This is a genomic window from Shewanella sp. DAU305 (assembly GCF_026802235.1).
GTDB classification, from domain to species: Bacteria; Pseudomonadota; Gammaproteobacteria; order Enterobacterales; family Shewanellaceae; genus Shewanella; species Shewanella baltica.
This window is the reverse complement of the sequence record NZ_CP113808.1, coordinates 1,236,903-1,251,991: the sequence shown is the minus strand read 5'-3', so window position 1 is coordinate 1,251,991 and position 15,089 is coordinate 1,236,903. Positions and strand designations below refer to the sequence as shown.

Below are 15,089 nucleotides of genomic sequence, written 5' to 3'. Positions count from 1 at the left end.
GCACTGCTTATTTGTGCAGTTCACATCTCGTTTCAAAAGCTTGGCGACACATTTGTCGCTCGACGGCACGAACCATAGGCGATTACACTAGCGAGCATTACCGCTGACTCACCTTAGTTTTAGCCGCCTTAATCTATGCGTAAAACGCATGACCTATGCCAGAGCGCTCTATCTGTGACTGAAGCATAGCTATCGCGAAGTCACCGCTAAGTCTCAGCCCTGCGCCAAGCAGCGCACTCTCGAACCAATTTGCCGCACAGTGGCGGACAACTATGGAGAACAAATGCCCGTAGATAATTCAGAAAACGATCACACCGGACATAGTCTCGACCAGTTAAACCAAGCGCTTAGCAGTGGAATGTTTGTGCACGTGCGTAACATGCTGCAAAAAATGGCCGCCTCAGATATCGCGCTGATCTTAGAATCCTCACCACCCAGCGCCAGACAAGTGCTGTGGCAGCTTATCGATCAAGAACAAATAGGCGACATACTCGACGAGTTAAGCGAGGAACTCAAAGATCCGCTGATCCGCAGCATGAGTCCTGAGCGGGTTGCGAAAGCGACGGCGAGCATGGACACCGATGATCTGGCCTATATCCTACGTAGTCTTCCCGATGCCGTTTACAAGCAAGTGCTGCAGTCTATGACAGAACAAAACCGCCAGCGGGTAGAACAGGCCTTATCCTATCCCGATGAGACCGCCGGCAGCTTGATGAACACAGATACCGTCACCTTAAGACCCGATGTAAATATCGATGTGGTGCTGCGCTATCTTCGCCAAAGGGGCAACCTGCCAGACACCACAGATACCTTATATGTCGTCGATAAACAGGACAAAGTGCTCGGCGGTGTCAGGCTGGCAGATCTACTAACTTGCGCGCCAAGCACCACAATTCGCAACATCATGGACCCCGATATCCAAAGTATTCCTGTGAGCATGTCCGACAGTGAAGTGGCGCAGAAATTCGAACGCAATGACTGGGTATCTGCTCCCGTTGTTGATAGCGATGGCAAGCTGCTAGGACGAATAACAATCGATGACGTGGTCGATGTTATCCGCGAAGATGCCGAACATTCCATGATGGGGATGGCGGGGATGGACGATGACGAGGATACTTTCGGCCCAGTGCTAAAAAGTACCCTACGTCGCTCACTCTGGCTCACTATTAACTTGTTCGCCGCGCTACTCGCCTCCTCGGTCAGTAATATGTTTGAAGGCACTATCGAGCAATTTGCTACCATCGCCATCTTGATGACAATTGTCCCTAGCATGGGCGGTGTGGCCGGTAATCAAACCTTAGCACTCGTGATCCGCGGTATTGCCTTAGGCCACATAGGCCAAAGCAACGCCCGTTGGCTTATTGGTAAAGAATTATCGATTGGTTTTCTCAATGGCTTAATGTGGTCGATTTTGGTGTTTATTGCCGTGTTGCTGTGGAAGGATGATATGGCACTGGCGGGATTAATTGGCAGCGCTATGCTGATCAACATGACAGTTGCTGGGCTTGCAGGTGCGAGTATTCCATTGATTTTAAAACGCCTTAAAATCGATCCCGCCCTCGCTGGCGGCATGGTGCTCACCACTGTCACTGATGTGGTTGGCCTATTCGCCTTCCTCGGATTAGCGACGCTCTATCTGATGCACTAACGCACTAATGTTTTAACGCTTTAAAGCTTTAACGCTTTAACGCTTTAACAATTTGAGTTTATAACAAAAACGGCACCGAAAGGGTGCCGTTTTTATCTCGCAAAAAAGCTAAAGAATGCTATTTTGCTGGAGGTTGAAAACCATAACTGCTCAGTATAGCTTGGCCTTTTGCCGATAGAATAAACGAAGCTAACGGCATTGCGGCAGCATTGGCGCCCTGCAAAACCAATAAACCATAGTCGGCCCCCACGGCGAGTTCCTGCGGTAAGTCGATGATTTGGAGACTCGGCACTTCTTGTTTAGCCAGCACAGCATTGGTGCAATAGGTTAAAAAGATATCTGCTTGCTTGTTTTCCATTACCCAGCCATAAGGATTGCGATCTTTAGGTGGTTTAGCACTCTCAGGGCCGCCCGTCAGTTGCAATGCCTTGGTCTCTAACGCGGCTTTCGCATTGGGTTTTACCGCTTCGGCCTTAGCAAAAACAGCCCAGGCATAATCACCCGCCGGATCAGCTTTCGGGGTTGAGGTGCCAACTTTGACCTTAGGATCTAACATGGTATCGAGTAGCGTTGCACTCGTCACCTGAACATTATCCTGAGCAACCGCGCAGAGTTGATTACGGGCAAACATTTGCACCGCTTTCCCCTGACCCGCATCCACTAACGCCTGCGGATGTTTCATATTCGCCGAGGCAAAAATATCGACTTTTTCACCCTCTTGAATGCGTTTTAACAATAAACCTGATGGCGCATATTGTGCCGCAACACTCGTTTGCGACTCGGCTTGATAAGCGGCAATAATATCTTTCATCGCAGTCTTTAAACTGCCTGCGGCGCGCAGCTCTATCGGCGCAGCTCCTGTGGTCACTTCGGCTTTCATCGGCATTCCTTGTACAGCAGCCCCCATGATGACAGGGCTAAAACTCAAGGCAACTAACACGTGTTTGCTTATCATAGTCATATTCTCCTCTGGGCGCTAAAAGTCATTCTTGTGACTTATCCCCATACAGAACGTGAAATCGATAAAGGGATCAAGCTGAACTCATCCCGAAGCAAACCGCTGTGATGTGATTGTGGTGCAGATCACCCAAAACACAGATTAGAGAGGACAAATTGTCTAGCTAAAATCTGCGGGGCACTTATCGCTAAATATACGTAACACAGAAACAAAAAAGTCGCCCTCAGGCGACTTTTGTAAAACTAGAATGCTTAATGTCTATTGACCCGTCGGCGTTAATACAATCTCAACACGGCGGTTTTGTGCGCGGCCATTGGCATTAGCATTTGATGCGATAGGACTCGCTTCACCCATGCCTTTTGATTTTACACGGGCAGAGGCGACGCCTTTGCTCATCAAGTAATTACCCACTTCACCCGCACGCACTTGTGACAGACGTAAATTGTAAGAGTCTGAGCCACTGCTATCGGTATAACCTAATACGTTAAGCTGCGTTTTGCTGTATTCCTTGGCCACAACCGCCACAGAGTTCAGCACGCGTTTAGCGCCGTCGCTTAACTCGGTTTGATCTACGCCGAAGGTGACTTCATTAGGCATGTTCAAAATGATGTTATCGCCACTACGGGTCACACTCACGCCCGTTGAGGCGAGTTGTTGGCGTAATTTGGTCTCTTGCACATCCATGTAATAACCAATACCACCACCGACTGCAGCGCCTGATGCAGCACCAATTAAGGCACCTTTACCGCGGTCGCTTTTGCTCGAAGAGACTACGCCAATGGCAGCCCCTGCGACGGCACCAATCAATGCACCACTGGTCGCTTTAGCGGTTTGTTGTTCGTTTGAATAGGGATTAATTGTTGTACAACCCGATGCAACTAGCGCGGTCGTCAATACCACTATGGCTAACAGGGATGGTTTAGATTGCACTGCCTGAAAACACTTCATCATTTATAACCTCTTTATATGATTGATGACTGTGAATACCGCTCAAAGGGCAAGAAATATCACTTCACACTAAATAATACGAATGACCTAGGGATTGCCACAAGGCAGGCAGTATATACCCAAACAACCTGAAGATGCAGGATTCAGCGGGAGTTTAACGCACTTTAGGCAAGGCGGTTATTTGCGGACCTAGTGGACTAAGTTAAAAATAACCAACGCAGCATAAAGTGCGTTAAAACCCGCCGTGACGGAGCGCCTAGGGCACTCCACTTCCGTGTTGCATCAATTCAAAAGGTGGCCGACATTCTGTCATTGATGCGCCTTGAATTGAAGCACCCTAGGCGCTCTGAAACTCGTATCTTCAGGTAGCTTGGGTATATAGACAATTACGCTCGAGACAATCCTTTATCCATATTCAATTCTGCTAATCCAGATTTTAGTCAGCAAAGATACAGATTTCGGGCTTCAATCTTGGCTTAGACCGCCCAGCTCCATATCAAGCCGATGGCACCGAAATAGTGCGCCTTGCACCTTTTTTGGTGGCACTAAAAAATCACGCCGTTTTAATCGAACATACAAACTAATGATTTTAAACATTAAAATAAAAATTAGAATATTGGCACGAATTTTACATACTACTAAGTGAGTAGACAGTCAGACGCGGTATAAATCGCCGAAAACTCAAGTCGACTTCAACAGGATTAATCCAAATTAAATGGACCTATCGAGACAAAAAATGAACTCGAGTATTTAGGGTCATAAAGGAGGAAGTATGAAAACAGTCATGAACTTTATCGCACTATGTCGCCACGAATGGATTTGTCTGCGCCACCTAGGTCTGAGCCAGTGGGATTTAGAACAGCGTCAATATCATCAATAAAAGGCAACGCAAACGGTCATATTTTAGTTAGAAAGCAGTAAAAGAGGGAACGCTCATGGGAATCGCAGAAAATAGTCTCAAGCTACATGTTATCACCGAGGTTAAAGTGCAAGGTCGCTTACTGTCGGATGTTGCACGTCAATACGGTTTATCTGCCAAGGCAGTCTACCAATGGGTGCGGGAAAGCGATCTGCAACCCCAGCAAAGAGAATGCGCATTAATGAGCGAGATTGCCCAACTACAGAAAAGGATTAAACAGCTCAATAACGAGCTACGCACCATAGGTTAAGCGCTGCATGGCAATTGAGTGCCTGTACAACAAGTTAAACGTGCCCGAATAGACAAGGCCGGACGAGATTGCATATCGCCCTGCTGATAACGCTAACGATGTAAAAGATGTGCTAACAACAATAATAACAGCGCCCTTTTTAGTCCGGCCTTGTCGTCCAAATTGTTAAGCGAGAAAAATTAAGATTAAGAAAGTTAACCAGTTTAGGCAGAGTCGGATGGGTATCTATTATCGCTCCCCAACGACCTAAGATATGAATTGTGCAAATAACAATAATAAGTGTGCTGTTTACGACTATCTGACTCTGTCACTTTATTGATGAACCCAGCGAAGATTGGGAAATAGTATTAAAACCGACAAACGAAACGAACAGAGACAATGCAAAAGTTTCGGCAAGACTGGGGAGGGAGTTATCTCCCCCAAGATCAAATATGTGAATTGTGCTCCCCCAAGTCATGAACATATTTCTCTCTCTGGTCTTGTCATTTTATTCACAGGATCAATGATGATCCAGCGCTATAACGAGTGTGGCGCGCCAAGGAAGGCTGTGATTTAGTGTCTGTTTTACTTAGATTTATTTAAGAAGCACCAAGGTTTCGGCAAGGATTGAGGGAGTTGTCTTCCCCAAAGATTAAATATGTGAATTGTGCTCCCCCAAGTCATGAACATATTTCTCTCTCAGCTCTTGTCCTTTTATTACACAGTTTGATGATTGCTAGCTTGTTTTTAGCAACAAGGATGGACCCAGCTCCAATCGGAGATTAAGCCATGGATTGGCTAACGCCAAAAAATAAATAACAACAATAAAATAACTAACAAAATCAACAACAAAAACAATAGTGATACTTAATTTTTAGCATAAAAAAGACGCTACTTTGAGCGTCTTTTTTATGGGCGAAAAACGACTGACAATTAATAGTCTTCTTCGTTTGCCTCTTGGATCCTTTGTTTACGCTCTTGCGCCTCTTCAAAGGCCGCTTGAATTTCCTCTAACACGGCACTGACATCGGCTTCGACCAACACTTCGGTAAACTCACCGGTTAATGGCGTTTCAGGTTTTAACTCACCCGCTTCAAACAGAGCCCAAATCTCTTTGGCATATTGCGTTTTTAACAGCTCAGGAGCATACAAGCCATAGTATTGGGTCATGTTATTCACATCACGCGCTAACATCCATTTGGCATGGTTATTCGCCGCGGCATCGACCGCCTGAGGCAAATCGATAATCACTGGCCCTTCACTATCGACTAACACGTTAAACTCAGACAAGTCACCGTGCACTAAACCTGCACAGAGCATACGTTTGACATAGGTCATCACCAACGCATGATCGTTCAGGGCTTTTTCTGCCGACATACTCACATCGTTCAATCTCGGTGCGACATTGCCCTCGGCATCCGTCACTAACTCCATCAGCAACACGCCATCAAAACAGCCATAGGGCGTTGGCACGCGCACACCCGCATTAGCTAAACGATAAAGCGCTTCAACCTCGGCATTTTGCCAAGCTTCTTCCTGCTGATCGCGACCAAATTTAGAGCCTTTCTCCATCGCACGTGCACGACGGCTGTTGCGGACTTTTCGGCCTTCTTGATACAACACAGCTTGCTTAAAACTGCGCTTGTCCGCTTCTTTATAGACTTTGGCACAGCGGATATCATCACCACTGCGTACAACGTACACAGTGGCTTCTTTACCGCTCATTAACTGGCTAATGACCTCATCGACCAGTCCTTCATCAACCAGGGGTTGGATTCGTTTCGGAGTTTTCATAGCGCCCTTATACCTTACTTAGGCATGATATGGAATACTGCGGGCAAATCTTCATACAAAAGCGGTCTCCAACGGAAGTTTGATGAATATAGTTCAGGATTGTTAAACGAATTTTAAGTAAAAACTAATGCACTTGCGTGTTAAACACAATACCAGATTTACTGAGGACTTTGGCAAAGAAAGAGACTGAAAATGAAGCTTAAACTAAAAGAATATTCTTTTCCGCCAACCTGTATAAAGCAAGAGGTAAAACCACAGCCACTCTCCTACAGCGAACATGTAAATCCAAGATCGCTCAAATAGATATCCGAGCTAGGTTTACGCAGAAACTTAACTCACACAAATAAGGCAATCACACTTCCCACGGTCGCCGCCGCTTTCAATATTTGGCCAGCGCTGTAATACGTGTCGTTCGAATCATTCGCGTCATTAGGGGCTGTATCGGGAGTAGGCGCCTCAGTTTTGCTCATCGCAGCAACATCGGAACTGGGCTCAGCTTTGGGAGCCGCCAAGCCCAATGCGCCATAGGTAAAGGATTTCAGTCCACTTGGCTCCGCCGTATCACTAGATTGATGAACCGATTTGGCCGTCGGTAATGAAGCAGAATGCGCCGATGAAACGGGTGAAATCATAGCTAACCCCAAAGCAGACATTAAAGTGTTAATCGCAAACTAACACAATATCAGCCTGTTATCATGCATTCATCCACTAAACTGTGATGGATTCTGCCCAACAAAATGCATCTATGACAGTATAAACGGCGGTATATAAAACTAGATCTCCCCCATAAGAGCCTTTATCCTAAACGCCACAGCATATAGAGAACTTGTCCATGCATTATCCTAGCCTTTTCCTCGCCCTTTCGGTCCTATCACTCACTCAATGCAGCAGCTTATCGATTGAAGAATGCGCCAATAGTGATTGGTTTGCCCTAGGAATGGCCGATGGCAACCGTGGGACGAGCGCAGGACAATTGAATCAATATCAAAAAGATTGCCGAGAATTTAATCTCAGCGTCGATACCGCACAGTGGAAACAAGGATACCAGCAAGGGTTAGCCAGTTACTGTCTTCCAGAAAATGGCTACCGCGTGGGCTTAGCGGGAGAAAGCTATTATGGGGTTTGCAGCAATAACGCCTTCGTTGAACGTTATAATCAAGGCCATCAACAATATCTGACTAACAAACGCTTATCTGAAATAGCCGATCGCTTAAATGCCATCGATAGAGAGATAAGCAGTCTTGATGGCAAGATCAATAATCTCACCGATAAGGCCGACTTATTGAAACAGAAAAACAGCCTACTCAATGAGAAGAATCAACTGTTAGATGAAAGATCTCGCCTACGCAGACCCGATATGCGCTTCGAATTGAGATTCTAAGCCATAAAAAAACACTGAGCCCAATTAGACTCAGTGTTTAAGTTAATCGCATAGGTTAGTCAGTTTCACAGTCCGCTATTTTTGTGGTAATCCAGCAGTGGATTTAACATTGACTCTTTGGCTAACATCGGCAAATTTAGCTTTTTTTAACCCTGATGGACGTAGGAAAAAACCATAGTAAAGTAGACTCGCCGACGTCCATGCAATAGCTAAACTCCATAAGTCATGGCTCAAGAAATGGGCACCGCGTAACTCTTGGCCGATACCAAACACTAGGCCTAAACTCACCCCGAAAATCAAACCAAACTTAGCTAAATGCGGACGATACTCACGCAAAACGTAATACAAGGCAACCCAAGCAAACCCGCCGCTGGCATGGCCGCCAGGGAAACATTGACCAAACTCAGCGCCTTCAGGTAAACGGGCAAACAGGGATGAATGCAGCATACGGCCGCCAAACTCAATCACATCCCACGGGCAGGTTATATGGGTAAAGCTCTTGCCAATGCGTACCAGCAACACACTCGCTAATACGCTACAAAATAGATAAATCAAACCTTTGCGGTACGGCTTAACCCTGTCACTTCGAAAACTAAAGGCAATGCCGACTACAACGCTCACCGCCAGCAAGATAACAAAGTTACGCCCAGCAACGTGCAATACATTTTCGGTCAGCCAATGGCCTCTTAATGGCCAAGAGTCGACGCCACCCTGCCAATGAAATAACAAGGTCGCCACTTTCATATCGGCGTGAGTCCATTCAAGCCCAAAGATGATCACCGCAAACACTAACAGTGGTGCGATTAGATGCCCTTTGGCAAAATCGATAAATGTCATCCTAACATTACCTTTCAAATAGTTACTCACTCATAAATCCAATGACTAGAATATCTTGCGTTAGGGTAGCGCTGAATTCTTATCTAAAACTTAAGAAACGCAATTGCGCCGACGTTAACACAAAATTTACATCACAATGCAACTAAATTTATTCAAAAAACTCACAACATGAGTAAAAAGACTATAGTTTATAAATAATATCGCGCCTCTAGGACTGAGCATTCATGCCATACAATTTCGCCATTAATCAGTCTCAAAAAGATCGTTTATTCGCCGACATTGCTATCGACACAGACAAAATCGTGGTTCCCCAAATAATGGTTGATAACTGGCAACAAACCTTAGATTTGCTCTCTGAATTGGTCGACACACCCGCGGCTTTAATCATGCGTGTCCATCAAACCGATATAGAAGTGTTTACCTCGAGCCGCACTCAGGGGAATCCCTATAAAAAACACGACAAAGACAGTTTAGGCCACGGACTTTACTGCGAGACAGTGATAAAAGCAGGCAAGGAACTCCACATTCCGAATGCCCTAAAAGATAAAGACTGGGATAAAAATCCGGATATTAAACTCGGCATGATTGCCTACTGTGGCTTACCTTTACGCTGGCCCGATAACAGCGCCTTTGGAACTATCTGCATGCTCGATAACAAAGAGCATAATTACAGCCAATCGTTTCGCAGCTTACTCGCTCGGTTTCAAAATGGTATCGAAGCCAACCTAGTCACCCTTTATCAACAGGCAAAGCTGCAACTGCACAACCAAGAGTTAGAGCAAAAAGTGCAACAACGCACCCATGAACTGGCCGAACTCAGTAGCAAACTCATCAAAGAAATCGAAAATCGGACCTCCACCGAAACCTCACTGGAATACCATAAAAGCTATGATCCACTTACGGGATTACCGAATCGCATCAATTTGATTAATAGCCTTTCGACTATGCTCGAAGAAGTGAATCGCAAGGAAAAGATTTCAGTACTCTATCTGGGGCTGCGTAATTTCAAGTCCATCAACGACAGTTATGGCTACCTGATTGGCGATAAAATTCTCACCATTCTCAGCCAACGTTTACAACACTATGCCGATGAAAATACCTTCATCGCCCGTATTGCCGGCGCCGAGTTTGTGATTATTCAAGCCCATAAACCTTCGAACAACGAAACCAACAAACTCATCAATAAAGTGCTTAGCTGCTGTAATACTCCCTTTGGCGTGGCGGATTTTGTGATCACCATTCCATCGAGCATGGGTATAGCTCAAGCGCCCATCGATGGTATAGATGCCGCCATTTTGCTGCAAAAAGCAGGGGCTGCGATGACAATCAGCAAGGCCGATGGCTCAACTCACAGCTTCTTTAATCAAGATACTCAAGCGGCTTTGAATCTACGCTATCAACTGGAATCTCACTTAGTCGATGCATTGAAAAAAAACGAATTAAGCCTTCATTACCAACCCTTTATTAACTTAAAGACTCAAAAGGTGATAGGCGCCGAAGCCCTGCTGCGCTGGCACAATCCGATCCTTGGCAATGTCGCCCCAGACAGATTTATCACCTTAGCAGAACGTAATGGGCAGATTATTGATATCGGTAATTTTGTATTGCATACCGCCCTGGCTCAGGCGGCGAAATGGTGTCGCGAGCTAGACCAGGAGTTTAAAATCGCCATCAATATCTCTCCTTTGCAAATGCGCAATCCCCGTTTTAGCGAGCACATAGCTGACTTACTCACCCTCTATCAATTGCCACCGACCGCCCTAGAGCTTGAAATTACCGAAGGCATGTTGATGCAGGACGAGCACATTGCCCACAATGCCATCCAAAAGCTGCAGGAACTCGGGATCCGCATCTCCTTAGATGACTTTGGTACTGGCTATTCATCCCTAAGTTATCTACAAAAATACTCTTTCGATACTTTAAAAATCGATCGCTGTTTTATCAATAAACTCGAAGAAAACGAACAAGATAGGGAGCTCACCAAAGCGATTATTGCCATAGGCAAGAAACTGAACTTAGTCGTGATCGCCGAAGGCGTGGAAACCTTAGAACAAGATGCCTTTATTCGTCACGAGGAATGCGACTTAGGTCAAGGCTACCTCTACGGTAAACCCATTACCGCACAAGAGTTTGAGCAGGAATTTATCCATAAAAAAGAGCATTAAGTTCATCCTTAATGCTCTTTTTATCTCACGAATAAAAAATCGACTGAATAATGCTAGGTGAATTGTTATTTCCACAGAATGTTATAACTAAAATTTAGGCGAGTAGTGCGCTAGTTTTTTACAAGATAAACAGCTCCAATAATGAAGAAATCTATAAGTAACTCAGTATTAAGCGGTAAAAAGTTGCCAAAAAATGTGATGAAAAAAACAAAGCCAACTATTTCTTATTATGCCTGCTGTAACGCTTGAATCACCCGTTTAGATAGTAATTGATATTCTTTGGCAGATTCGGGGCTAATATTAGAGTCTTGAAGATGAACAGCCTCATTTCGTAAACGCCTTAAACTTTCGAGGATTGTTATAGTTCCCTTACCCAAAGCATTGTAATCAAGATTGTGCATCTTGATGTCTTGAATTCTGAATGGCTTTTTAGGATCGACTTCAATTCCATGCCTCAGGGCAAATTTATGTAATTCTTTTTCTACACTAAGCCAAGACTCTATAACTGCACCTCTCGGAGACAATAAAGCTAATTCACTACTGCCATAATCAAAGCTATCACTTTTCGGTAACCCAACAGTTTGAGATGCGACTATTGCAGTATCTTTTAGCTCTTTTCCAAAGTCTATTTCTGTATCTTTATGCTTGAGTTTTCGTATGTTATTTAGCGCTTTACCAATATCTGCTTTTAGCATAAAGACTAAAATACAGATTGATACTGGCCATGCTAAATTTTCCACGAGTTTACTAATCAGTGTAAATGTATCCATATGGCCTCTGTAGGCATAATATTTGAAGAGTGTGCATGCTCATTAATGTTACTAAAACAGTAAAAACGCGCGAAATTAACTAGCAGCTTTCATTCAATAAAAATTTTCATTGAATGTATTATCTCGCAAAATGCATTTGCTCGGGCTCCCAATCCTACTATATAAATCTGACGACTTGTAATAATTTGATTTTATATCAGATTAAACTCATCAAAGTGAGATAACGTACACAAATGTTGGAATGAGAACTATCTTAATCAGGTTGATACTTGTACGACCATATAAAGTCCATTCTTATATTCTGCTCTGAGAGCAGTCGCTGATAGCAGAGCATTTATGGGAAGATGTTGGGTAATGAGGTCAGAATATTGTTGAACAATTTTTTTGCTAACTCGACATGGGGACAGAGTTTTTTAAGACAGACTCCGATACTGAGAACTTATCTAGAATTGGCATTGTTGCACCAGTGACCTTCTAAACCATGTTTTAGAAGAGCTCTCATGGATGCTTCTTTTAGAAGAAATAGACGGCGAGTCACTGGGGAAACAATGACAATAAATGCTGCACATCTGACGATACAATTACCTTGCTTTGGGACAGTAGCGTTTAGCTGAAGGAACAGCGACAGGGTTAGTTAAGATTAGCACTGTTGCAACAGTGACCTTCTAAAACATGGATGACTAAAGCAACGACCATCAACGGATAGTCGCTGTTTTACATCTCACTCATAGGGATAGGGAAGGAAAACGAGACTAGTCTGCTTTGATGACGGCTTGTTTTAGTATTTCTTGGTCATTTTTATACACCACTAGCTCGCCTGGAGGGCTATCGCTGGTGCCTAAGACGGTGACATAACAATGATACAAGTATGGGCCGCTGCGAAATTGGAATGAATGATTCCCGCCGCTACCATCGAATACGAGTTTGCCCTTATTCAGCACTAGATCTGGCTTTTCGCTCAATGACTTACCCTTTGCCCAAGCGGCATAACGGTATTGGCTGTTCCCCATATTATCGACACGAATCGTAAACTTAGCGGTTTCCCAAGTTAATTCTGGGCTCACGAACTCACTCACGCTCGCATGTAATCCCGTTTTTTGCTTAGCGATCAGCTCAGCTTTCAATTTTGCCTCTGCGGGTGTTTGGTAGTTAATGGCTATAATCTTGCCATCTAAATCCAGCCACACTTCACCGCTGCCGAGCATAATGCCCCGCCACCCCATAATCTGCCAATCAGCATCGACCTTAGAATTGGCAATCTGCTCAAGCAGTTGTGGATCGAAGACTTGGTTGAAACGTGCAACCATTTCCTGAGTATTTTGAATCGCTGGGATCGGATATTCACGTTTAAGTGGGTAAGCCACTCGCTTAGCAATCGCCTCTGGATCATTCGCTTTGGCCGCATCGATAAGCCCTTGCACCAGAGGAATATATTCCTTTGGTAATGCCTCGTCGGCCGCATTCACTGCGCTACTTAACCCCATAGCACCGAATATCAAAGCGGCATAACATAGGATTTGCATCAATTTAGCTTGGCCGAAAACAGCGGTTTTTATTGCCTTTAATGGTGAGGCGAGTGACATCTTTATCCCTTATATCCAAACGTCTCTGCTGAGACCCAAAGCGAAGAATAACATAAGTACACAGGACAAAAACCTAAGCTGATTGACGCAATGCCTGACTAAACCGTCAGCAACAGGTTAGCGTAAATCGCCAGCGCGACCGACATAAAGATAACACCAATAATTGCATCGATAATAGGTGTCAGTCGCTGCAATCTAAGTTGCACCTGCGCCTTAGATAACATGACAGCCACAAAGCCAAACCATGCTAGCGACAGCGATAGCAACAAAATAGCGGCAGCGATTTTAGTGCTTGTGGTAACGCTTGGAGTAATCAAGGCCGAAAACAGGGTTAAGAAAAACACCAATGCTTTGGGATTCAATAAATTGGTATAAAGCCCAGTCAAAAAACCTTGCCTGCGCGACATAGAGCCACCTAAGCCACCAGCAATAGACGCCGCGCCTTCAACGTCAGCAGAAAGAGCATCAACATTTGTCCCAGCATTTGTACTGGCACTCGCTTTACGTTTAGCCAGTATCGCAAGGCCTGCACGCAGGGCACCAAACCCCATCCAGGCTAAGTAAGACGCACCCACAATTTGCACTAATAGATACAGAGTGTGTGAACTCTTAATAAGCAGACTCACGCCAGTCAGACTTAAAATCGTGTGGGCTAAAATGGCTATTGAAATCCCCACGGCTGCGGCAATCGCCGTGCTTCTGGACTGCTGAGTAGCAATCTTCACCATAATAGCGAAATCGGGTCCGGGGCTGATCAAGGCAACCGAGTGGATCACGGCCAAGGTGAGTAATAAAGATAAATCCATAGAGATGCGGCTCCGCAAAAAAGGTGATAAACGATAACTGAGGCTGCCAGTATGGCCATTTGTCGCAGGGTTGAATTGTAATAAATTGCACTATTTGTTTTATTCGAATAAGTCGTCGAAAGACGGGGAAAACTAGAGCATACGTCGCTGAAATTGCACCGGCGATAATAGGAATGCCTGCTTAAAGGCTTTATTCAAATGGCTCTGGTCAAAAAATCCGAATTGCTGCGCCACATCCGCCACTAGAGCGCCATGACTTAAGGATTTTTTCGCCAACTCTAAACGCACCCGCTTGAGATAAGCGTGGGGTGTCATCCCTGTTGCCTGTTTAAATTGCCGCAAAAACTGAAACTTACTTAAGCTCACTTCATTGGCTAAGGTTTCAAGCTGAGTATTATGCCAAGGCTCATCGTGAATTCGCTGCTTCACTAAGCTCACCTGCAACTTAGATAGCCCCTGCGGTTGATTCGGCTTAGTGATGCAAGATGAAACGCCGCTTGGGTAACGCTCCAGCAGCAGATGAATAAAGTTCAGTAGGTGTGACTCGCCCGCGAGCGCACTGCATTGGCCTTGGATTAATAGTTCGTGTAGCTGAATAAAATATTGATAAAGCGTTGGGTCATCCACCATAGGCGCGCTGAAAAAGTGCTCCTTCAAGCCCAGTTCTTGGCTCACTTCATTCATGTATTCAACGGGGATAGACATGACTTTCACCCGATAACCGTCGGCATCGCGGCTCTGGCCATCGTGGGTTTCGTCAGGATTTAAGGTCGATAGACTGTGCTGACCAAGCTGATAACTGCTGCCCTTATTCACAAACTGCTGCGCACCTTGGGTGACCACACCTAAGTGGTAATCCAGATGCACATGTTTATCAAAGCTAAAATGCGTGAATTCCGCCTGACTCAGTTCTATGCCTGATAAGCTGGGATGACGCCAATAGTTAATGTTTTCAACGGGTGTTGCTGTACTCATCGCTCGCGGCTATTACCTATAACATCAGTTTTAACACTGGGAAAACTCAAATCCACTAGGGTTCATTCTAGCCTTC

The 15,089-nt window shown here is 45.0% G+C and carries 13 protein-coding genes; 4 read left to right on the top strand and 9 right to left on the bottom strand.

The genetic code is table 11. From position 1 onward, the window contains the following. Window positions 1-283: 283 nt before the first annotated feature. Window positions 284-1,648, top strand: coding sequence for a magnesium transporter (mgtE, locus tag OX890_RS05450; RefSeq protein ID WP_063882291.1), 1,365 nt, complete (start codon window positions 284-286; stop codon window positions 1,646-1,648). Window positions 1,649-1,766: 118 nt separating this feature from the next. Here mgtE and OX890_RS05445 read toward each other — a convergent pair whose 3' ends face one another. Both OX890_RS05445 and OX890_RS05440 read right to left on the bottom strand, forming a co-directional pair. Then, complete coding sequence (locus tag OX890_RS05445; protein ID WP_268650219.1) at window positions 1,767-2,603, bottom strand: molybdate ABC transporter substrate-binding protein; 837 nt, start codon at window positions 2,601-2,603, stop codon at window positions 1,767-1,769. Window positions 2,604-2,864: 261 nt separating this feature from the next. After that, on the bottom strand, window positions 2,865-3,554 hold the full coding sequence (locus OX890_RS05440) for an OmpA family protein (protein WP_162096847.1): 690 nt from the start codon (window positions 3,552-3,554) through the stop codon (window positions 2,865-2,867). A gap of 935 nt (window positions 3,555-4,489) precedes the next feature. Between OX890_RS05440 and OX890_RS05435 the strand changes: the two genes are divergently transcribed. Next, window positions 4,490-4,723 carry a transposase gene (locus OX890_RS05435; protein WP_006083078.1) on the top strand — a complete coding sequence of 78 codons (234 nt, stop codon included), beginning with the start codon at window positions 4,490-4,492 and terminating at the stop codon, window positions 4,721-4,723. A gap of 912 nt (window positions 4,724-5,635) precedes the next feature. On the opposite strand, the gene OX890_RS05430 is transcribed toward OX890_RS05435, so the two are convergent. Both OX890_RS05430 and OX890_RS05425 read right to left on the bottom strand, forming a co-directional pair. Continuing rightward, window positions 5,636-6,496 carry a PA4780 family RIO1-like protein kinase gene (locus OX890_RS05430; RefSeq protein WP_006083079.1) on the bottom strand — a complete coding sequence of 287 codons (861 nt, stop codon included), beginning with the start codon at window positions 6,494-6,496 and terminating at the stop codon, window positions 5,636-5,638. Between the two features lie 335 nt (window positions 6,497-6,831). Beyond that, a complete protein-coding gene (locus OX890_RS05425) occupies window positions 6,832-7,149 on the bottom strand; it encodes a hypothetical protein (RefSeq protein WP_006086079.1) in 318 nt (105 codons plus the stop codon). Between the two features lie 179 nt (window positions 7,150-7,328). On the opposite strand from OX890_RS05425, the gene OX890_RS05420 reads away from it, so the two are divergent. Further along, window positions 7,329-7,877, top strand: a complete 549-nt coding sequence (locus OX890_RS05420; RefSeq protein WP_259576907.1) for a DUF2799 domain-containing protein — start codon at window positions 7,329-7,331, stop codon at window positions 7,875-7,877. 75 nt (window positions 7,878-7,952) lie between these two features. On the opposite strand, the gene OX890_RS05415 is transcribed toward OX890_RS05420, so the two are convergent. Next, window positions 7,953-8,714 carry a phosphatase PAP2 family protein gene (locus OX890_RS05415; RefSeq protein WP_268650218.1) on the bottom strand — a complete coding sequence of 254 codons (762 nt, stop codon included), beginning with the start codon at window positions 8,712-8,714 and terminating at the stop codon, window positions 7,953-7,955. A 224-nt stretch (window positions 8,715-8,938) separates the two neighbouring features. Between OX890_RS05415 and OX890_RS05410 the strand changes: the two genes are divergently transcribed. Next, a complete protein-coding gene (locus OX890_RS05410; protein ID WP_268650217.1) occupies window positions 8,939-10,879 on the top strand; it encodes a bifunctional diguanylate cyclase/phosphodiesterase in 1,941 nt (646 codons plus the stop codon). 227 nt (window positions 10,880-11,106) lie between these two features. Here OX890_RS05410 and OX890_RS05405 read toward each other — a convergent pair whose 3' ends face one another. The 4 genes from OX890_RS05405 to OX890_RS05390 all read right to left on the bottom strand — a co-directional run bounded on the left by OX890_RS05405 (window position 11,107) and on the right by OX890_RS05390 (window position 15,013). Continuing rightward, window positions 11,107-11,649, bottom strand: coding sequence for a hypothetical protein (locus OX890_RS05405; RefSeq protein ID WP_063882305.1), 543 nt, complete (start codon window positions 11,647-11,649; stop codon window positions 11,107-11,109). 752 nt (window positions 11,650-12,401) lie between these two features. Further along, window positions 12,402-13,232 (bottom strand): hypothetical protein, encoded by an 831-nt coding sequence (locus OX890_RS05400; RefSeq protein ID WP_268650216.1) that lies wholly within the window; start codon window positions 13,230-13,232, stop codon window positions 12,402-12,404. A gap of 98 nt (window positions 13,233-13,330) precedes the next feature. Then, complete coding sequence (locus tag OX890_RS05395) at window positions 13,331-14,038, bottom strand: LysE family transporter (RefSeq protein ID WP_268650215.1); 708 nt, start codon at window positions 14,036-14,038, stop codon at window positions 13,331-13,333. A gap of 132 nt (window positions 14,039-14,170) precedes the next feature. Continuing rightward, window positions 14,171-15,013 (bottom strand): AraC family transcriptional regulator, encoded by an 843-nt coding sequence (locus OX890_RS05390; protein WP_268650214.1) that lies wholly within the window; start codon window positions 15,011-15,013, stop codon window positions 14,171-14,173. Between the last annotated feature and the right edge of the window lie 76 nt (window positions 15,014-15,089).